15 protein-coding genes and 1 riboswitch are annotated in these 18800 nt (G+C 66.8%); of the genes, 11 read left to right on the top strand and 4 right to left on the bottom strand.

The genetic code is table 11. The features are described 5' to 3' along the window. Positions 1-1059 carry an AI-2E family transporter gene (locus RBR52_RS00635; protein ID WP_320375242.1) on the bottom strand — a complete coding sequence of 353 codons (1059 nt, stop codon included), beginning with the start codon at positions 1057-1059 and terminating at the stop codon, positions 1-3. A 162-nt stretch (positions 1060-1221) separates the two neighbouring features. On the opposite strand from RBR52_RS00635, the gene purM reads away from it, so the two are divergent. Beyond that, the gene (gene purM, locus RBR52_RS00640; protein ID WP_320375243.1) at positions 1222-2265 is read left to right on the top strand and encodes a phosphoribosylformylglycinamidine cyclo-ligase; all 1044 of its coding nucleotides are present in this window, start codon (positions 1222-1224) and stop codon (positions 2263-2265) included. Positions 2266-2270: 5 nt separating this feature from the next. Here purM and RBR52_RS00645 read toward each other — a convergent pair whose 3' ends face one another. Beyond that, on the bottom strand, positions 2271-3791 hold the full coding sequence (locus RBR52_RS00645; RefSeq protein WP_320375244.1) for an AMP nucleosidase: 1521 nt from the start codon (positions 3789-3791) through the stop codon (positions 2271-2273). A gap of 287 nt (positions 3792-4078) precedes the next feature. Here RBR52_RS00645 and RBR52_RS00650 point away from each other — a divergent pair, with 287 nt between their 5' ends. The 4 genes from RBR52_RS00650 to rfaD are packed head-to-tail and all read left to right on the top strand — an operon-like array spanning position 4079 to position 7476. After that, entirely contained in the window at positions 4079-4399 is a 321-nt protein-coding gene (locus RBR52_RS00650; RefSeq protein WP_320375245.1) for a LapA family protein, read from the top strand. Then, positions 4389-5561, top strand: coding sequence for a lipopolysaccharide assembly protein LapB (lapB, locus tag RBR52_RS00655; RefSeq protein ID WP_320375246.1), 1173 nt, complete (start codon positions 4389-4391; stop codon positions 5559-5561). The genes RBR52_RS00650 and lapB overlap by 11 nt, the downstream gene beginning before the upstream one ends. Continuing rightward, positions 5558-6487, top strand: a complete 930-nt coding sequence (gene rfaE1 / locus RBR52_RS00660; protein WP_320375247.1) for a D-glycero-beta-D-manno-heptose-7-phosphate kinase — start codon at positions 5558-5560, stop codon at positions 6485-6487. The genes lapB and rfaE1 overlap by 4 nt, the downstream gene beginning before the upstream one ends. Then, the gene (rfaD, locus tag RBR52_RS00665) at positions 6484-7476 is read left to right on the top strand and encodes an ADP-glyceromanno-heptose 6-epimerase (RefSeq protein ID WP_320375248.1); all 993 of its coding nucleotides are present in this window, start codon (positions 6484-6486) and stop codon (positions 7474-7476) included. The genes rfaE1 and rfaD overlap by 4 nt, the downstream gene beginning before the upstream one ends. On the opposite strand, the gene RBR52_RS00670 is transcribed toward rfaD, so the two are convergent. Together RBR52_RS00670 and RBR52_RS00675 are read right to left on the bottom strand one after the other, a co-directional pair. Next, positions 7477-8691: a YbfB/YjiJ family MFS transporter gene (locus RBR52_RS00670; RefSeq protein WP_320375249.1), complete on the bottom strand. Its 1215-nt coding sequence runs from the start codon at positions 8689-8691 to the stop codon at positions 7477-7479. It abuts the gene before it with no gap. A gap of 52 nt (positions 8692-8743) precedes the next feature. After that, complete coding sequence (locus RBR52_RS00675) at positions 8744-9721, bottom strand: GMP reductase (protein ID WP_320375250.1); 978 nt, start codon at positions 9719-9721, stop codon at positions 8744-8746. A gap of 377 nt (positions 9722-10098) precedes the next feature. Beyond that, positions 10099-10262, bottom strand: a riboswitch (FMN riboswitch). A 34-nt stretch (positions 10263-10296) separates the two neighbouring features. Between RBR52_RS00675 and RBR52_RS00680 the strand changes: the two genes are divergently transcribed. The 6 genes from RBR52_RS00680 (at position 10297) to RBR52_RS00705 (ending at position 18722) form a co-directional block, all read left to right on the top strand. Beyond that, positions 10297-12567 carry a UvrD-helicase domain-containing protein gene (locus RBR52_RS00680; protein WP_320375251.1) on the top strand — a complete coding sequence of 757 codons (2271 nt, stop codon included), beginning with the start codon at positions 10297-10299 and terminating at the stop codon, positions 12565-12567. 596 nt (positions 12568-13163) lie between these two features. After that, positions 13164-13700: a CZB domain-containing protein gene (locus tag RBR52_RS00685; protein ID WP_320375252.1), complete on the top strand. Its 537-nt coding sequence runs from the start codon at positions 13164-13166 to the stop codon at positions 13698-13700. After that, a complete protein-coding gene (locus RBR52_RS00690) occupies positions 13697-15820 on the top strand; it encodes a putative bifunctional diguanylate cyclase/phosphodiesterase (protein ID WP_320375253.1) in 2124 nt (707 codons plus the stop codon). The genes RBR52_RS00685 and RBR52_RS00690 overlap by 4 nt, the downstream gene beginning before the upstream one ends. Positions 15821-16221: 401 nt before the next feature. Next, positions 16222-16692 (top strand): pilin, encoded by a 471-nt coding sequence (locus RBR52_RS00695; RefSeq protein ID WP_413818274.1) that lies wholly within the window; start codon positions 16222-16224, stop codon positions 16690-16692. A 3-nt stretch (positions 16693-16695) separates the two neighbouring features. Then, positions 16696-17091 (top strand): FHA domain-containing protein, encoded by a 396-nt coding sequence (locus tag RBR52_RS00700; protein ID WP_320375254.1) that lies wholly within the window; start codon positions 16696-16698, stop codon positions 17089-17091. After that, positions 17091-18722, top strand: a complete 1632-nt coding sequence (locus RBR52_RS00705) for an STAS domain-containing protein (protein WP_320375255.1) — start codon at positions 17091-17093, stop codon at positions 18720-18722. The genes RBR52_RS00700 and RBR52_RS00705 overlap by 1 nt, the downstream gene beginning before the upstream one ends. The last annotated feature ends 78 nt before the right edge of the window (positions 18723-18800 follow it).

Here is an 18800-nt window from a genome sequence, read left to right on the forward strand (position 1 = left end):
TCAGATGAAGAGCGCGCTCTGCCGGTACCAGGCCAGCAGGCGGCGCGCCACGACCAGCAGCACCGACCCGGCGGGCAGCGCCAGCAGAATGCCCCAGAAGCCGAACAGGGTGCCGAAGGCGAGCAGTATGAAAATGACCAGCAGCGGATGCAGGCCGATGCTCTCGCCGACGAACTTGGGCGTGATGTACATGCTTTCGATGAACTGGCCGATGCCGTACACGACGGCCACGGCGATCACCCCGTACCAGCTCAGAAACTGCAGCGCCCCGGCGATCAGCGCCAGCAGCAGGCCCAGTCCGAAACCCACATAGGGAACGAACACCGCCAGCCCGGTGAAAATGCCCACGGGCAGCGCCAGGTTGAACCCGGCGATCACCAGTCCGGCGGAGTAATAGAACGCCAGGATGAGCATGACCAGCAACTGCCCGCGCAGGTATTGGCCGAGGATGACGTCGCAGTCGTGAAAGAAGCTCAGCACGGCGTCGCGGTGTTTCGGCGGGATCAGGCTGCGCACCCGTACCAGGGTGGGTTTCCAGTCGAGCAGCAGGTAGAAGGCCACGACGGGGATCAGCGTGAGGTTGCCCAGCAGCACCAGCAGGCTCATGCCGCCGGTGCCAGCCGAGCGCAGCAGCATCCCGGCCCAGTCTTCACCATGAGCCGACAGATATTTCGCCAGGGTCTGCTGCATGCTGGCGGTGTCGAACTTCACATGAATGTCGAAGCGCGCCAGCAGCGGGGTGCCCCAATCGATGATGGTCTGGAGCAGCAGCGGGAATTTTTCGCGGATCAGCGGCACGATCTCCGTGACCACGGGCACCAGCAAGAGAAACAGACCGACGAACAGGCCGACGGCCAGAGTGATCGCCACCGCAGCGCCGAGCGCGCGCGGAATGTGGCGCCGCTTCATGCGCTCGACCAGCGGATGCAGCACGTAGGCCAGCGTCAGACCGACGAGAAAGGGCATCAGAATGCTGCCGAGCAGCCAGATGAGCCAGAGCGCAACGAGGCCGATGCCCAGCCAGACGAGGGCATTCTTGACGGGAGGGGTCAGGAGCATGGGGGTGGTCGGAGCGTCGGGGGCGATGCAGCAGGTGCGGATGCACACTCGATAAAATCACCGCCTTGTCATTTTATGCGGGCGGGTATCGCCGCGCCGCCGGCTCGATGCGACGGGGTTGCGAACACCCCGCGCGTCCCGTTCCCTCCTCGCCTGCCCATCATGCAAAAAACTCCCCTGACCTATCGCGACGCCGGTGTGGACATCGACGCCGGAGACGCGCTGGTCGATGCGATCAAGCCCCTGGCCCGGCGCACCCTGCGCGACGGCGTGCTCGCGGGCATCGGCGGCTTCGGGGCGCTGTTCGAGCTGCCCCGGCGCTACCGCGAACCGGTGCTGGTGTCGGGCACGGATGGCGTGGGCACCAAGCTCAAGCTGGCGTTCGAGTGGGACCGGCACGACACCGTGGGCATCGATCTGGTGGCGATGAGCGTCAACGACGTGCTGGTGCAGGGCGCCGAGCCGCTGTTCTTTCTCGACTATTTCGCATGCGGCAAGCTGGCTGTGCAGACCGCCACGCAGGTGATCGGCGGCGTGGCGCGCGGCTGTGAGCAGGCCGGTTGCGCGCTGATCGGTGGCGAGACGGCGGAAATGCCGGGCATGTACCCGCAAGGCGAATACGACCTGGCGGGATTCGCCGTCGGCGCGGTGGAGAAAAGCGGCATCATCGACGGCCGCAGCATCGAGCCGGGCGACCGTGTCATCGGCCTGGCGTCGAGCGGCGCGCATTCCAACGGCTATTCGCTGGTGCGCAAGATCATCGCCCGCACCGCGCCGGGTGAGTTGCCGCAAACGCTGGACGGACAGGATTTCCGCAGCGCGGTGATGGCGCCCACGCGCATCTACTGCAAACCCGTGCTCAAGGCGCTGGCGCAGCACAGCATCAAGGGCATGGCGCACATCACCGGCGGGGGGCTGAGCGAGAACATTCCGCGCGTGCTGCCCGAGGGCGTGCAGTGTGTGCTCGATCCCTCCGCCTGGGGGCAGACGGAGTTGTTTGCTTGGCTGCAGCGCGAAGGCGGCATGGACGACGCCGAGATGCGCCGCACCTTCAATTGCGGCGTGGGTTTCGTGCTGGTGGCGGCTGCCGATCAGGCCGAAGCCGTGCTCGCCACCTTGCGTGCCGAGGGCGAAACGGGATGGATCATCGGCGAGATCCAGCCACGGCCCCAGGCGGACGCGCATCAGGTGCGCTACACCGCTTAAAACGACTACTGAAACGCGACTTCGTCGAAGCTGCGCAGCTTGCGGCTGTGCAGCCGTCCCATGGTCTGCTGACGCAGCCGCGCGATGGCGCGCAGGCCGATGCGCAGATGCTGCTCCACCTGCTGGCGATAGAACCGGTCGGCCATGCCCGGCAGCTTGAGCTCGCCGTGCAGCGGCTTGTCGCTCACGCACAGCAGCGTGCCGTAGGGCACGCGGAAACGAAAGCCGTTGGCCGCCACGGTGGCGCTTTCCATGTCGAGCGCAATCGCCCGGCTCTGGCTGAAGCGCCGGTCCGGCCCGGGGTAGGGCAGCAGCTCCCAGTTGCGGTTGTCGGTGCTGGCCACGGTGCCGGTGCGCATCACGCGCTTGAGCTCGTAGCCATGCAACTGGGTGATGTCGGCGACGGCGCCTTCGAGCGCCTGCTGCACCTCGGCCAGCGGCGGTATGGGCACCCACAGCGGCAATTCTTCGTCGAGCACATGGTCTTCGCGCACATAGCCGTGCGCCAGCACATAGTCGCCCAGACGCTGCGAGTTGCGCAGCCCGGCGCAGTGGCCGAGCATGATCCAGGCGTGCGGCCGCAGCACGGCGATGTGATCGGTGATGTTCTTCGCATTGGCCGGGCCGACGCCGATGTTGACCAGGGTGATGCCGCTGCGATCGGGCAGGATGAGGTGATAGGCCGGCATCTGCGGCAGGCGGGTCGAGGCCTGGCCCGTGGTGTGCGCCGGGCGCTGCGCGCTGGCCCGGTGGGTGATGACGTTGCCGGGTTCGACGAAGGCGGTGTAGGGCGCTTCGTCGTCTTCGGGGACGGTCCCGGCGGGCTGATTCATCAACGCATGCGCCATGCGCACGAACTCATCGACATAGAACTGGTAATTGGTGAACAGCACGAAATTCTGGAAATGCTCGGGCGCCGTGCCGGTGTAATGTTGCAGGCGGTGCAGCGAGTAATCGATGCGCGGCGCGGTGAACAGGGCCAGCGGCAGGGGCTGGCCGTCCGGGGTTTCGTGCGTGCCGTTGGCGATGCCGTCGTCCATCGCGGCCAGATCGGGCAGATCGAAAACATCGCGCAACTGCCTGCGCTGCTCCGGGCCGAGATGGCCTTCCACATGCGATTGACCGGCAAAGCCGAAGTGCAGCGCAATCGGCTGCTCGCCCACGCCGATCTCCAGCGCCACCCCGTGGTTGTCCAGCAGCAACTGGAACTGGGTGCGCAGGTAGTCGGCGAACAGGTCGGGCCGGGTCAGCGAGGTTTCGTACACGCCGGGGGCGGCGACGAAGCCATAGGCCAGGCGCGAATCGGGGCGCACCACGCTGTCGATGCGCACCCGCACCACCGGATAGCAGGCGCGCACCCGACCCGGCGGCAAGGTTCCGGCGATGAATTCGGCCAGCCTGTCGCGCAGGTGCGCAATGGCGGCGGTGTAGAGGGCCTGCACCTGTCCGAGCGCGGCTTGCGGGTCGGTGAACACGGCGCTGGCGGTCGGGGCGGGGCAATGCAGGGCGTGGGGACGGTGCGGCATGGTTGCGGGATGACGGCTGAAGATGGCGGCTATTGTCCACCCGGAGTTTTTCACAAGGTCTAGGAGCCTGTCGGACTTGAGGATCGCGGGCTGCAAATGGACGGTGCGGCGCCCTGCGTCAGCGTCTTTTTGCCCCATAGCTTCGGCTATGGGGCTGCAAACCCGCCGCCACATGGCATCCCCACCGCCCATTTTCGCCTTCCGCGCCCCAAGCCCGACAGGCTCCTGGCCGTGCGCCGCAGGGAATGCAATATGCTTGTCGGATTGCCTGTTTCGGTTTTCATCCCATGCGCATCCTGAGCTGGTTTTTGCGGCTGATCGTGTTTCTGCTCCTGTTCGGCCTGGCGCTGAACAATCTGGAGCCCGTCACCCTGCACCTGCTGTTCGGCGCCCAGTGGCGCGCGCCGATGATCGTGCTGCTGCTGGTGGTGTTCGCGCTGGGGGCGGTGCTGGGCGTGCTGGCGCTGCTGCCCTCGTGGATGCGGCACCGCAGGCAGGGCCGAGCGGCGCGCGAGAATGAGCCCCTGTCCGGGCTGCCTGCAGCGACGGCCAAAGCCCCGGCCGAATTCCCGCAGCATCCGATCGACAGGCCCATCGATGGAGTTTGATCTCTGGTTGCTGCTCGTCCTGCCCCTGATGTTCGCGCTGGGGTGGCTGGCCTCGCGCGTGGACCTGCGGCAGATCGGCAAGGAGCGCGCGCTGCGGCGCGACGCGCCGCAGGCGTATTACCGCGGGCTGAACCACCTGCTCAACGAGCAGCAGGACAAGGCCATCGACGCCTTCATCGAAGCCATGACCGCCGATCCCGACACCGTCGATCTGCACTTCGCTCTGGGCAATCTGTTTCGCCGCCGCGGCGAATACGAGCGCGCCGTGCGCGTGCACCAGAACCTGCTTTCGCGCGCCGATCTGCCGCGCGAGTCGCGCGAGCGCGCGCAACTCGCGCTGGCGCAGGACTTTTTCAAGGCCGGGCTGCTCGACCGCGCCGAATCCGCCTACGAAGACCTGCGCCGCAGCGCCTACGCCTCGCAGGCGCTGACGGCGCTGCTGCAGATCAGCGAGCGTACGCAGGACTGGAACCGGGCCATCGCCCGCGCCAGCGAACTGGAGCAGCGCGCGGCAGGCGCCTATCAGCGGCAGATCGCGCAGTATTGGTGCGAACTGGCGCTGCAGCACCACGCCGCCGGGAGGGCGCAGCAGGCCGAGCAGGCGCTCGATAGCGCGCTGCAGGCCGCGCCGCAGGGCGTGCGTCCGCGCATGCTGCGCGCGCAATGGGCGCAGCAGCGCGGCGAGCTGGCGCTGGCCTTGAAGACATTGGAATCCATCGATCTGGTGCAGCCCGAATTCGTCGCGCTGGCGGCGGCGCAGATCGCGCAACTGCGCCAGCAGCTCGGGCAGGTGGACGAAGGGCTGGCGTGGCTGCGTCAGCGCCTGCAGCAGACGCCGGCCATCGACCTGCTCGACGCCGTGCTGCTGCTCGATCCCGATCCCGCTTCACAAGCACGGTACGCGCAGGACTATCTGCAGTCGCACCGCAGCCTGCTGGCGCTCAAGCGCGTGCTCGAACACCCCACGCCCGGCGCGGCCGTGCCCGAAGCGGCGGCTGCGATGCAGGGCGCGGTGGACAATGCCCTGCGCAGCCGCCAGCGCTACCGCTGCGCGGCCTGCGGGTTTGAAGCGCGACATTATTTCTGGCACTGTCCAGGCTGCCAGGGCTGGGAGACCTACCCGCCGCGCCGCCTGGAAGAACTCTCTCTTCTCGGATCATGAACGCAGAACAACTCGCCCAATCCCGCGTGCTCATCGTCGGTGACGTCATGCTCGACCGCTACTGGTTCGGCGCCGTCGACCGCATTTCTCCCGAAGCGCCGGTGCCCGTGGTGCGCGTGCAGCGCGACGAAGACCGCGTCGGCGGCGCGGCCAACGTGGCGCTCAACGCCGCCGTGCTCGGCGCGCAGGCCACGCTGATGTCGGTCGTGGGCGCCGACGAGCCGGGGCGCAAGCTGGCCACGCTGCTGGTCGACACGCCGATTCGCAACGCCATGCGGCAGGACCCCACGCTCAAGACCACGGTCAAGCTGCGCGTGGTGTCGCGCCAGCAGCAACTCCTGCGCCTGGACTTCGAGCACAAGCCCGACCACGAAGTGCTCGCCGCGATGCTGGAGCGCTATGAGCAGGAACTCGATTTCCACGACGTGGTGCTGCTGTCCGACTACGGCAAGGGCGGGCTGGAACACCTCGAACAGATGATGAATCTGGCGCGCACCCGCGGCAAGACCATTCTGGTCGATCCCAAGGGACGCGACTACAGCCGCTACGCCGGCGCCACCCTGATCACGCCCAACCGCGCCGAGCTGGCGCAGGTGGTGGGCGACTGGAGCAGCGAAGAGGAACTGACCGCCAAGGCGCAGGGCCTGCGCAGGAAACTCAGCCTCAAGGCGCTGCTGCTCACCCGCTCGGAAGAAGGCATGAGCCTCTATACCGAGGCCGGTGAACTGCATATTCCCACCGAGGCCAAGGAGGTGTATGACGTCTCTGGCGCCGGCGATACCGTGATCGCCACCGCGGCCGTCATGCTCGGCGCGGGATTTCCGATGGAAGACGCGGTGCGCACCGCCAACCGCGCCGCCGGCATCGTCGTCGGCAAGCTCGGCACCGCCAGCGTGACGCCGAGGGAACTCTGGGGAACGACATGAGAGTCATCGTCACCGGCGCGGCCGGTTTCATCGGCAGCAACCTGGTCAAGGGGCTCAACGCCCGCGGCGTCACCGACATCATCGCGGTGGACAACCTCACCCGCGGTGACAAGTTCCGCAACCTGGTGGACCTGCAGATTTGCGACTACATCGACAAGACGGTGTTTTTCGAACAGTTCGCCCGCGGGCATTACGGCAAGGTCGAGGCGGTGTTTCACGAGGGCGCCTGCTCCGACACCATGGAACACGATGGCCGCTACATGCTCGACAACAACTACCGGGCGAGCAAGATCCTGCTCGACGCCGGACAGAAGCAGGGCGTGCGCCTGCTCTACGCCTCCAGCGCCGCCACCTATGGCGCAGGCCACGAGTTTCGCGAGTCGCCCGAGTTCGAGCGCCCGCTCAACGTCTATGGCTATTCCAAGCTGCTGTTCGACCAGGTGGTGCGGCGCGTGCTGCCGCACGCTGCCACACAGATCGTGGGCTTTCGCTATTTCAACGTCTACGGCCCGCGCGAACAGCATAAGGGACGCATGGCCTCGGTGGCGTTTCATCACTTCAACCAGTACCGCGAGCACGGCCAGGTGAAGTTGTTCGGCGAATACGGCGGCTATGGCCCGGGGCAGCAGCAGCGCGACTTTGTCTGGATCGACGATGTCGTCGCCGTCAACCTCTGGTTCTTCGACCATCCGGGCAGGAGCGGCATTTTCAACCTGGGATCGGGCCGCGCGCAGCCCTTCAACGACGTGGCGCAGGCCGTGGTCAACACCCTGCGGCTGGAAGCGGGGCGACAGCCCCTGAGTCTGGAGGAACTGGTGCAAAGCGGTGAGATCGCCTACATTCCCTTTCCCGAAGCGCTGGTGGGCAAATACCAATGCCACACCCAGGCCGATCTCAGCCATCTGCGCGCGGCGGGCTGCACGCATCACTTCGCCACGGTGCAAGAGGGCACCGCGCAGTACATGCGCGCGCTGCTGGCTGCAGCCTGATCAGCGCGCCGGTGCCTGTCGTGCCGCGTCGCGCAGCATCACCCCGAGCAGACCCATTCCCGCGAGCATGACCGCAGCGGTGATGAAAAGCGCCCCGCGGTAGCTTCCCGTGTGCGCCGCCATCGCGCCGGCCATCGCCGGGGCGACGATCTGCGCCACGCCGTAGCTCAGCGTCAGCCCGGCCATGGCCTTGGCCGGATTGTCGGGAAAGCTGCGGCCGATCAGGGTCAGCGTCAGGCTGACGATGCCCACGAAGGTGCCGCCGTACAGCACCGCGCCGAGCAGATTCAGCGATACATCGGCGGTCATCGCGGGCAGGACGATGGACACGACCTCCAACCCGAACGCCAGCAGCAGCGCCTGGATGTCGCCCAGCCGCCGCGCCAGACGATCCCAGACAAAGCTCGACGGCGCCGCGGCCAGACCGACGATCACCCAGACCCAGCCGCCGAGGCTGGCCAGCAGCGGCAGTTTGACCAGGATGGCGACGATGAAGGTGGCGCTGATCACATAGCCGAAGCCGGCGCAGAAATACACGGCGACGAGCAAGGCCATCCAGCGGCGCGAGGGCGGGGCGGCGGCATGGGTTCGCGCCGCGCCAGCGCCCAGGGCTACGGGCTTGGCCGGCGCGGGCAGCCAGAACCAGGCGGGCACGAAAAACACCAGACCGAGCAGCCCCAGCCCCATCCATTGCTGCGCCCAGTTCAGGTGGTTCATCATGGCGCCCACGGCCAACCCGGAGACCACGATGCCCAGCCCCAATCCGGTGAAATGCAGTCCCAGCTCGGGGCGGTGGCCGTTGCGGATCAGCCAGTTCAGCGCCAGACCCGAGGCCAGCAGCAATCCCGCCGTGCTCGACAGCCCGGAGAGAAAGCGCAGCACCGCCCAGGCGGCGACGTTGTCGGTCAGGCCCAGCGCCGCGGTCGTCGCCACGGCGAGCACCAGCCCGATGCGGTACATCACGAACTTCTGCCGCAGGCTGCCCACTGCGGCAGCAAGCAGCGCGCCGGTGATGTAGCCGGCGTAGTTGAAGGTCGCCAGCCAGCCCGCAGCCAGATCGGTGAGCCCGGCCTCGCGGCGCATGATGGGCAGCATGGGGGTGTAGGCAAAGCGCGCCAGACCGACGGTGAGGATGAGCGCGCAGATGCCGGCGAACAGCACGCGCAGGCGTTGACCATTACTGGCGGTCGGGAGGGGGGATTGGAGGGGTGGCATGGAGGCGCGGAGAGCTCGTGGCAGATGCTATCCCCAGCCCCCTGCATGCGCCTTACATCAGCACATGCTCGCCGGCATTGTTCTGGCCGAGGATGATGTAGTTGACCTTGCGGATGTCGGTGAGGTTGACGCCGCCCGCGTAGGAAATCGAGCTTTGCAGATCCTCTTCCATTTCGCGCAGGGTATCGGCCAGCCGACCCTTGAGCGGCTCCAGAATGCGCCTGCCCTCGACATTGCGGTAGGCGCCCTTGTTGAACTCGGAGGCGCTGCCGTAATACTCCTTGAACAACTGACCATCGACTTCCACGATCTTTCCTGGCGATTCTTCATGCCCGGCCAGCATCGAGCCGATCATCACCATGCTGGCGCCGAAGCGCACGCTCTTGGCGATGTCGCCATGTTCGCGGATGCCGCCGTCTGCGATGATGGGCTTGGTCGCCACTCTCGCGCACCACTTCAGCGCCGAGAGCTGCCACCCGCCGGTGCCGAAACCGGTTTTCATGCGGGTGATGCACACCTTGCCCGGGCCGATGCCCACCTTGGTGGCATCGGCGCCCCAGGCTTCGAGGTCGATCACCGCCTCGGGGGTGCCGATATTGCCGGCGACGACGAAGGCCTGCGGCAGCCTGTGCTTGATGTGCGCGATCATGCGCTGCACGCTTTCGGCGTGACCGTGGGCGATGTCGATGGTGATGTAGTCGGCGCCGGTGCCCTCGGCGGCGAGCTGGTCGACGACCGCCTGGTCATCCGCCTTGACGCCCAGCGAAATGGAGACGAACAGATCGGCGTCGCGCATCTGCCGGGCGAAGGCGGCGACATCCACGTCGAAACGGTGCATCACATAGAAATAGCCGTTGGCCGCGAGCCAGCGGCAGATGGGGGCATCCACCACGGTCTTCATATTGGCCGGCACCACCGGCAGGCGAAAGCGCCGCCCGCCGAACTCGGTCGACGGATCGCACTGGCTGCGGCTCTCCACCCGGCATTTGCGCGGCAACAGCAGAATGTTGTCGTAGTCGAAGATGTCCATCACGGTCTCCAGAACGGGCGCGTGTTTGCCGCGCGCACAAAAAACCGGGCAGCAGGATATTTGCAGCCCGGTGATTCATTCTAGACATCATGGTCGCCATCGACAGAGACTGTCGGGCTTGGGGCGACCTCAAGGATTTGATGCTGTCGGCAACGCGGCCCGGATTGCCGCCTTGCACAGATGACTGTCAAACCACTGCCAGCGGAGCAAGCTGGCCAGGGCCGCCTCGACACGTTGGTGCAAGGATGAGCCCTCATGGGACGAGGGAAACTGGGTGGAATGGGATTTCATGGAAACGCTCCTTTGCAGTTGGACGGGAACGTTTCAAGGCGCACGCCAACGTCGCACATCGGCTTACCCCTGTGCGGCAATGGCGTGTTCGTCTTCTTTCATCCGGACTGTGACCGTCGGCTCTGGCATCGCACCAGATCTGCTGACCCCGGAAACCGGGCGCTCGCGGGCTCGCAGCAAGTGCAGTATGAAACACTGCGCTGTGCCGCTTACCGCCGGTGGGGAGTTTCACCCCGCCCTGAAAACGTGAAGCGAGTTTAGGGCCTGTTCCTTAAAATCCCTCCATGTCCACCCTTCTGCACCACCTCAACCCCGAGCAGCACGCCGCCGTCACCCTGTCTGCGGAGAATGCCCTGATCCTCGCCGGCGCCGGCAGCGGCAAGACCCGGGTGCTCACCACGCGCATCGCCTGGCTGATTTCCACCGGGCAGGTCACGCCCGCGGGCATTCTGGCGGTGACCTTCACCAACAAGGCGGCCAAGGAAATGATGGCGCGCCTGTCTGCCCAGATTTCCATCCCGGTGCGGGGCATGTGGATCGGCACTTTTCACGGGCTGTGCAACCGCTTTCTGCGCGCGCACTGGCGCGAGGCCGGGCTGCCGCAGACCTTTCAGATTCTGGACGTGCAGGATCAGCTCTCCAGCATCAAGCGACTGCTCAAGGCGCTGAACGTGGACGAGGAGCGCCATCCGCCCAAGCAGGTGCAATGGTTCATCAACGGCGCCAAGGAGCAGGGGCTGCGTCCGGGCGATGTGCAGGCGCGCGATCCGCAAAGCCGACAATTGGCCGAGATCTATCTGGCCTTTGAAGCGCAATGCACGCGCGAGGGCACGGCCGATTTTGCCGAGCTGTTGCTGCGTTCCTACGAGATTCTGCGCGACAACGCCGCCATCCGCGCGCATTACCGCCAGCGCTTTCGCCACATTCTGGTGGACGAATTCCAGGACACCAACCGCCTGCAGTACCAGTGGCTCAAGCTGCTCGCTGGACCGGAAGATGCGCAGGGCAGCAGCGTGTTCGCCGTGGGCGACGACGACCAGAGCATCTACGCCTTTCGCGGCGCGCATGCCGGCAATATGGACGACTACCAGCGCGAGTTCCATGTGCGCCACCTCATCAAGCTGGAGCGCAATTACCGCTCGCATGGCCACATTCTCGACAGCGCCAATACCCTGATCGCCCACAACGCGCGCCGCCTGGGCAAGAACCTGCGCACCGAAGCGGGCGCGGGCGAGCCGGTGCGGGTGTTCGAGGCGTCGAGCGACCATGCCGAAGCCCAGTGGCTGATCGAGCAAATCCGCCAACTGCTGCGCGAGGGGCTGGCGCACAGCGAGATTGCCGTGCTGTATCGCGTGGGCGCGCTGTCGCGGGTGATCGAAGGGGCGCTGTTCAACGCCGGGTTGCCTTACCGCGTGTACGGCGGTCTGCGGTTTTTCGAACGCGCCGAAGTCAAGCACGCGCTGGCCTACCTGCGCCTGCTCGACAACCCGCAGGACGACACCGCCTTCCTGCGCGTGGTCAACTTCCCGGCGCGCGGCATCGGCGCGCGCACCCTGGAGCAGTTGCAGGACGCCGCCCGCGCGCGCGCCACGCCGCTGTGCGCAGCCGTGGACGCCCTCGGCGGGCGCGGCGCCGCCAGCCTGCAGGCTTTTCTCGACATCGTGGCGCAGATGCGTTTTCAGACCGCCGCGATGAGCCTGCCCGATCTGGTGCGCCATGTGCTCGAAGCCAGCGGCCTGAGCGCCCACTACCGCGAGGAACGCGACGGACAGGAGCGGCTGGAAAACCTCGAAGAGCTGGTCAACGCCGCTGCCGCCTTCGTCATGCAGGAAGGCTTCGGTCTGCAAGCCACTGCGCAAGAGCGGCGTGCGCTGGGCGCAGGCGATGGGGGCATCGACCCCGCCACCGGCGAAACCCTCTCGCCGCTGACCGCCTTTCTCACCCATGCTGCGCTCGAAGCCGGCGACAACCAGGCGCAGAACGGGCGGGACGCCATCCAGATGATGACCATCCATGCCGCCAAGGGGCTGGAATTCGACGCCGTGTTCGTCACCGGGCTGGAAGAGGGCCTGTTCCCGCACGAAAACGCGCTGAACGAGGCCGACGGCGTGGAAGAAGAGCGTCGCTTGATGTATGTGGCCATCACCCGCGCGCGCAAGCGGCTGTATCTGAGCCTGGCGCAGACTCGCATGCTCCACGGCCAGACGCGCTACAACCTGCGCAGCCGGTTTTTCGACGAGCTGCCGGCCGAATCGCTCAAATGGCTCAGCGCCGGACAGCCGGGCTTGGGCAGTCACTTTGGCGCCGACGCGCACGGCGCATGGAGCGACACGCCAAAAACCGCCGTTCCCGCCTTCGCACCGCCCGCGGTCAGGCGTGAGCATAAGAACCCGCACGGCCTGCGGGTCGGGCAGGGGGTGTTTCACAACAAGTTCGGCGAAGGCGTGGTGCTCAGTCTGGAAGGCGAGGGCGAGGACGCTCGCGCCCAGGTCAGTTTCAAGCGCCACGGCGCCAAGTGGCTGGCACTGAACATCGCCCGCCTCACGCCGGTGTAACCCCCTCCCAACCTCCCCCAGCAAGTGGGGGAGGTGAGAACAGCGCTTCGCGCCTCCTTCGGATGCCCCTCCCGACCTTCCCCAGCAAGTAGGGGAGGTGAGATCGCCCCCTCTCCCTCCGGGAGAGGGTTGGGGTGAGGGTTCGCGCGCCAAGGACACCCTATGCCGCCCAGCCGCCTCAAGGACGCGCCCTCCCGACCTCCCCCAGCAAGTGGGGAGGGCTGGGGTGGGGAGTGCCGCGATTCGTGATCCAAGAACCAGACCGGCGCCTTGACCGATGTCATAAAAACACCCTGTCGCCGCATCAGGCGAACGTCGATTTGAGTATGGACAATCCAATGCGTTATCGTCAACGAGTTGCCTATTCGCCACACCACCCTCCAAATTCGTGAAATAAAGCACGGATCGCCGGTTTTTCAATCCCTCATCCCAGGGTCGGCGTTCATTCGACGACTGGCTTGCTTACGATCCGCTTCGCAAGCATTGAAAAGCGGATTTTTCAATCTTCGTGCGAATTCCCGATTCCCCCGGTTGACCTGTTTTGCCTGCGATGCGCACGGGCATGTCGGCACATGGGAATGCCCTTTGGAGATGAGATGAAATGGTTTGACGGGTTGCGCAAGCAGGCCGGGGCAGAGCCGCAGGCACCGCGTGCGGGGGCGGAGCAGGCAGCGGCTTCACTTGCCGAAGTGGAAGGGCCCGGCGTGCCCCTGCCCGAACCCGCCCAGGCCGATGGAGAACTCGCGGGGCTGGATTTTTACTCGGCCATCGCCACGCATCAGCGCTGGAAAAACCGCTTCAAGAGCGTCATCCGCGGCGAATCGGATGAGCCGTGCGATGCCGCCGTCGTGGCCCGCACCGATGCCTGCTTGCTGGGCAAATGGCTGGCCACGCAGCACGGCGATGCGCGCATTCCCGACGATCTGCTGTCGCGCCTGGAGCAGGAGCACGCCACGTTTCACCAGCTTGCCGCCGAGGTCGTGCGCCTTTCCGACCGGGGGCTGCATGAACAGGCGCTTGCGGCGCTGCGCACCGACGCCCCGTACAACCGCTGCTCTCATCGCCTCACCCGGCTGCTGAGCCAGATTCATCTGCAACTCAGCGAACTCCACCAACCCGGAGCGCGCTCATGACCGATGTCGATCGCTTCACCCTCGACCTCCCGCTCGACGAGGTGCTGCGTCACTTGCCCAGCGCCCTGGTGGTGTTCGATGCCGCGGGACAGATCGCGCAGATCAACCCCGCGTGCCTGCAACTGTTCGGCCTGCGCCTGCATCCGGCGGAGCTGATCGGTCAGGGGTGGAGCTATTTTTTCGCCCAGATCGCCCCCAGGCTGAAAGAGCCGGAACTGGAGCGCTCGCGCATCAAGGCGCTGATCCACCGCGACACCCCCGACGAGGCGGTGATCGCGCTGCAGGATGGGCGACAGGTGCTGCGGCATTACGTGCCTTTGGTGCACCAGGGCGTGGTGCAGGAGGGCTTGCAGGTATGGGGCGCCCTGTGGCAGTTGCAGGATGTCACCGCCGTGCACGAGCAGCGCGGCCGGCTGGAATACCTCGCCGAACGCGACGCGCTGACCGGCCTGCTCAACCGGCGCGGCTTCGACCGCAGGCTGCAGATGCTGCAGCGCCATCCGCTCGGCCAGCAGGGCTACACCCTGGCCCTGCTCGATCTCGACGACTTCAAGCGCATCAACGACACCCTGGGTCACGCCGTGGGCGACGCCGTGCTGGCCGAAACCGCCAACCGGCTCAAGGCGGTGGTGCGCCTGACCGACATGCCCGCGCGCATCGGCGGCGACGAGTTCGCCGTGCTGATGCCCGAATGCCGCACACAGGAGCAGGCGGTGCGCATGGCCGAGCGCCTGCTGCGCGCGATGCAGCCGCCGATGCAGATCGACGGTGCCGAAATCCGCCAGGGCTGCTCCATCGGGCTGGCGGTGCAGAGCGGGGCCGCGGACCCGGCGAACGTCGATCTGTTCCAGCGCGCCGACCTCGCCCTGTACGACGCCAAGGCGGCAGGGCGCGGGCGCTTCAAGCTGTATTCGCAGCGCATCCAGCAGCGGCACGACGCGCTGCAGCAGCAGCGCGACCTGCTGCGCGGCGCGCTGGACCAGCAGCGCCTGCAACTGCATTACCAGCCCATCCTCACCCTGGAACCCGAGCGTCACGGCGTTTTCGTGCGCAAATTCGAGGTGCTGCTGCGCCTGCTCGATGAGCAGGGACGGCTGCGCCGCGCCGAGGAGTTCGAGACCGCGCTGGCCGACCCGCAACTGGGCATCGAGGTCGACCGTTACGTGCTCGACGCCGCGCTGCAGCAGTTGACCGAGTGGAAGCGGCAGGGGCGCGCGCTGCGGCTGGCGATCAATGTCTCGCCGCACCACTTCTCGCACCCGGACTTCGTCGGCACGGTGCGCGAGCGTCTGGCCGCCCATCCTGATGTGCAGCCGCACGATCTCAGCCTGGAAATCACCGAGCACGGCCCCACGCTGAGCCGCAGCGTGGTCAACGCCACCATCGTCGAACTGCGGCGGCTCGGCCTGTCGATCAGCCTGGACGACTTCGGTACCGGCAACGCCAGCCTGTCGCATCTGCAGCAGTTCGACGTGTCGGTCATCAAGATCGACCGCAGCTTCGTGCGCGATCTGCTGCAGGACGGCATCGACCTGAGCCTGAGCTACGGCATGCTGCGGCTGGCGCAACTGCTGGGCATCAGCGCCATCGCCGAGGGCGTGGAGACGAAGCAGCAGTGCCGCGCGCTGTGCCTGCTGGGGTTCCGTCATGTGCAGGGCTATCTGTTCGCCCACCCCATGCCCGCCGAGCAGGCTGTTGTCTGGCTCGACGGCCATGAAGAGGCCCTGTCCTGGCTGCGCGAGTGGATGCAACCGCAGATGCAGGGCGCCGAGCGCGCGGTGCAGGCCATCGTCACCCACCGCATGCGCGCGCGCAAGCTGCTGTCGCGCACCCTCGACGCCGAGGAAATGCAGGCGCTGCGCGACCCGCAGGCCACGCAGCACTGCGATCTGGGCCGCTGGCTGGCGCAGCAGGCCGAGTCCTGCGGGGAGGAACCGAATTACCAGCGACTGCTTGCCGCGCATGCCGAATTCCACCAGCGCCTGTGCACGGCGCTGGACCGGCAGGACGCCGAGGCCGACCTGGCGCTCAGCCTGAGCAGCGCCGAAGTGCATGCGGCGTTCTGGGAATGGGTGTTGCGCGATACCACGCCGCGCGATCCCGGTTGCACTTCAGCTTGAAAACGATTTGAAAGCGCCTTCAAAGGCCTGTTTTACGGGGGGAAATCATGGTCTATTCGTGCAGTCATCCGCTCAGGGGGCCGTTCATTGAATCTCCCTCCACCACGCTGGGGAAAAGAGGTGTTCGCTCCCTCCCCACGAGTGGGGGTGGAGGCGGGAAAGGCAAAGCCAACTGCTTGGCTTTGCTCCGCCGGAACGGGGCTGGCTTGAAAGCCAGTCTCTGGACGGGTTGGGGTGGGGAGGGGCGTGATGCATCCAACTCTCGTCACCCCCTCCTAACCTCCTCCGCAAGCGGGAGAGGAATTTCTCAGTCCTTCCTTGGCCCAACGCCCGCCACCCGGCGCCGAGGCCGGGCGCGTCTGTCCGAGCGCCGCCCGCGCGGCTTCACCCTGATCGAACTGATGATCGTGGTGGCCATCATCGGCATCCTCGCCGCGGTGGCCATCCCGCAATACCGCGACTACATGGTGCGCGCGCGGGTGATCGAGGGCATCAACCTGGCCGACGGGGTGAAAACCGCGGTGGCCGAATACTGGGCCACGCACGGCAGCTTCATCTCCGACTGGCCCAGCACCGATCAGACCTGCACCGGCGCCACGGTGGCCTGCACCCAGGCCTACGGCGCCGAGCCGCCCAGCGGCAACTACAGCATCAGCGTGCTCGTGGGCTATCACGGCACCATCATCATCACCTACAACCAGCTTCTCAACCCCAATCAGGCCGACGGCTACACCCTGGTGCTGCAACCCGCGCCTGATGCGGGCAGCCTGCGCTGGGTGTGCTTTTCCGGCGGCCAGACGACCAAGGACGGTGTCACCACCTATGCCACGCCCACCCTCCCCTCCAAGTATGCCCCTCCTCCCTGCCGTTGAACCATGAGCAAAATTCTCGTCTTTCTGCCCAACGCCGTCAGCCATGCCTTTGAGTTGCGCCTGCCCCGGCTGCACATCGGACGACATGCGCACAACACCATCGTCCTGCCCGATGCCCGCGTCAGCGGCGTGCACGCCGTGCTGCAGCGCACCGACAGCGGCTGGTGGATCGAAGACCTGGGCAGCACCAACGGCACCTGGATCAATGGCCGGCGCGTGAACACCTCGATCCTGCTGCCCGACGACGTGCTGCGCATCGGCGGCTGCACCCTGCGCCTGCTGCTCTCGGACGACAAGGCGGCCCAACGCGGCGGCGTGGTTTCCGACGACGCCTCCCACGAGCTGCTCACCCTGCCGGCCGATTTCGGCCCGACCGATCTGATGCGGCACGGAGCGTGATGGGCAAGGCCGAAGCCAGGCGCCGCGACCTGGGCGGCAGCAGACAGGGAGCCAGCTTCCTGGAACGGCTGGGTCGGTTTCTGCGCCACCCCACGACCGACTGGTCGCAGACGCGCTTTGATCCCGATGCGCAGCGCGACAAGGCTCGCGAGGAGGCGCAGCGCCGCGAAGCGCAGCGCATGGCGCGCGCCGCCGTGCTGGTGCGCAACCGCGAGTTCGACCTGCTGCGCCAGGCGCTGCGCAATCGGCGCTCGCAGTCGGCCGAGCCGCTCGAAGGGCTGTCGATTCCCGCCACGCAGCCGCCGCCGCTGCAGGCTGCCACGCGCCAGCACACCCTGCACAAGATCGACGCCATCGAGCGGCAGATGCAAAGCGAGCAGGCGCGGCAGTACGACTCGACCTTGCTCAGCGGCGCGTTCGACCCGACCCTGCCCGCCACGACCCAATTTGCCGCATCGACCCTGCGCCCTGGTTCGCCGCGCCGCGCCACGCCGCGCTGGGGGGCCAGCCAGTTGATGCAGATGCAGCCCAGGCGCGCGCAGCCTGGGCGCGAGGTCGCCACGTCTCCGGCCTGGGCTTCGAGCGCGGGCGAGCCCTCGGCGCTGCCGCTGCCCGCCGTGGTCGAACTCGCCGCGTTCGACTTCGCCGAAAAGCGCGATGCCCAGGTCGAGTCGCAACTGCTCACCGCGCTGCAGATCGAGCCCGCGCGCAGCCCCGCAGCGCAGCAGATCTTCCAGGCCCTGCTCGATTTCTACTGGGCCACGGCGCAGCAGGACAAGCTCGATGCGCGCGCGCTCGATTACGTGCAGCGCTATGGCCGCACGCCGCTGCCGCGGCCCCTGTTGCAGGCGGCGCGGGCCGGGTCCCGGCAGACCGCCGACTTCGTCGCGGCGGAGCACTTCGACATCCTGCAACTGCGCGCCTTCGAGCGCTTCGTCGCCGATCCCGCCACGCATCTGACGCTGGACTGGAGCGCGCTCATCGACATTCCCGAATCGCAGCACGCCGCGCTCGCCCAGGCATTGCGCCATCTGAACGAGCGCCGCGTCGAACTGGAACTGCTGGGCGTGGACCTGCTGCTGGCGGCAACCCGGCTGCATGCCGCGCCCGAAGCCTCCGCCAGCGCCGCGGCGAGCGCCGCTACCGACGCCGAGCTGCGGCTGCAGGTCCTGCGGCTGGCCGGTGACGAGGCGGGATTTACCGATCTGGCGGTGGAACTCTCGGTCGCCAGCGGCTGCTCGCCGGTAGACTGGACGCCGCCGCGCTTTCAGCGCGTGAGCGAAGTCGCGGCGCGGGCGACGACCCAGCTCGCCACCTTGCAGACCGGGCGGCGCGGCAGGTCGACGATCGAGGCCGGTGGAGGTCTCGCCGCAGTCGTTGTAGGCTTGCAGGGCGAGTTGTCGGATGCCGCGGGAACCTCCTTCCTGCGCGAGCTCAGGCTGCAGGCCGGGCGCAGCGATGCCATCAGCGTCGATCTGAGCGCGGTGCAGCGGGTCGATTTTGCGGCGGCGACGGCTTTGCTCAACTGGGAGCAGGCGCAGGTGCAGCTCGGCAAGAGCGTGGAATTTCGCGGGGCGCACACGCTGCTTGCGCCTTTCTTGCAATCGGTCGGGCTGCACTTGTCGGCCTGACCTGTTGGCGTAACCTTTCGCATCGTCTTCAGCCACGCTCTTGCGGCCTAACTCACCGGCTTGGCCGAATCATTGGGG

The sequence above is a fragment of the Thiomonas sp. genome (assembly GCF_034007205.1).
GTDB lineage: Bacteria > Pseudomonadota > Gammaproteobacteria > Burkholderiales > Burkholderiaceae_C > Thiomonas.

Excerpts from the sequence above, each read along its gene's own strand:
- RBR52_RS00635 (WP_320375242.1), bottom strand. The coding sequence starts at position 1,059 with ATGCTCCTGACCCCTCCCGTCAAGAATGCCCTCGTCTGGCTGGGCATC.
- purM (WP_320375243.1), top strand. The coding sequence starts at position 1,222 with ATGCAAAAAACTCCCCTGACCTATCGCGACGCCGGTGTGGACATCGAC.
- RBR52_RS00645 (WP_320375244.1), bottom strand. The coding sequence starts at position 3,791 with ATGCCGCACCGTCCCCACGCCCTGCATTGCCCCGCCCCGACCGCCAGC.
- RBR52_RS00650 (WP_320375245.1), top strand. The coding sequence starts at position 4,079 with ATGCGCATCCTGAGCTGGTTTTTGCGGCTGATCGTGTTTCTGCTCCTG.
- lapB (WP_320375246.1), top strand. The coding sequence starts at position 4,389 with ATGGAGTTTGATCTCTGGTTGCTGCTCGTCCTGCCCCTGATGTTCGCG.
- rfaE1 (WP_320375247.1), top strand. The coding sequence starts at position 5,558 with ATGAACGCAGAACAACTCGCCCAATCCCGCGTGCTCATCGTCGGTGAC.
- rfaD (WP_320375248.1), top strand. The coding sequence starts at position 6,484 with ATGAGAGTCATCGTCACCGGCGCGGCCGGTTTCATCGGCAGCAACCTG.
- RBR52_RS00670 (WP_320375249.1), bottom strand. The coding sequence starts at position 8,691 with ATGCCACCCCTCCAATCCCCCCTCCCGACCGCCAGTAATGGTCAACGC.
- RBR52_RS00675 (WP_320375250.1), bottom strand. The coding sequence starts at position 9,721 with ATGGACATCTTCGACTACGACAACATTCTGCTGTTGCCGCGCAAATGC.
- RBR52_RS00680 (WP_320375251.1), top strand. The coding sequence starts at position 10,297 with ATGTCCACCCTTCTGCACCACCTCAACCCCGAGCAGCACGCCGCCGTC.
- RBR52_RS00685 (WP_320375252.1), top strand. The coding sequence starts at position 13,164 with ATGAAATGGTTTGACGGGTTGCGCAAGCAGGCCGGGGCAGAGCCGCAG.
- RBR52_RS00690 (WP_320375253.1), top strand. The coding sequence starts at position 13,697 with ATGACCGATGTCGATCGCTTCACCCTCGACCTCCCGCTCGACGAGGTG.
- RBR52_RS00695 (WP_413818274.1), top strand. The coding sequence starts at position 16,222 with ATGATCGTGGTGGCCATCATCGGCATCCTCGCCGCGGTGGCCATCCCG.
- RBR52_RS00700 (WP_320375254.1), top strand. The coding sequence starts at position 16,696 with ATGAGCAAAATTCTCGTCTTTCTGCCCAACGCCGTCAGCCATGCCTTT.
- RBR52_RS00705 (WP_320375255.1), top strand. The coding sequence starts at position 17,091 with ATGGGCAAGGCCGAAGCCAGGCGCCGCGACCTGGGCGGCAGCAGACAG.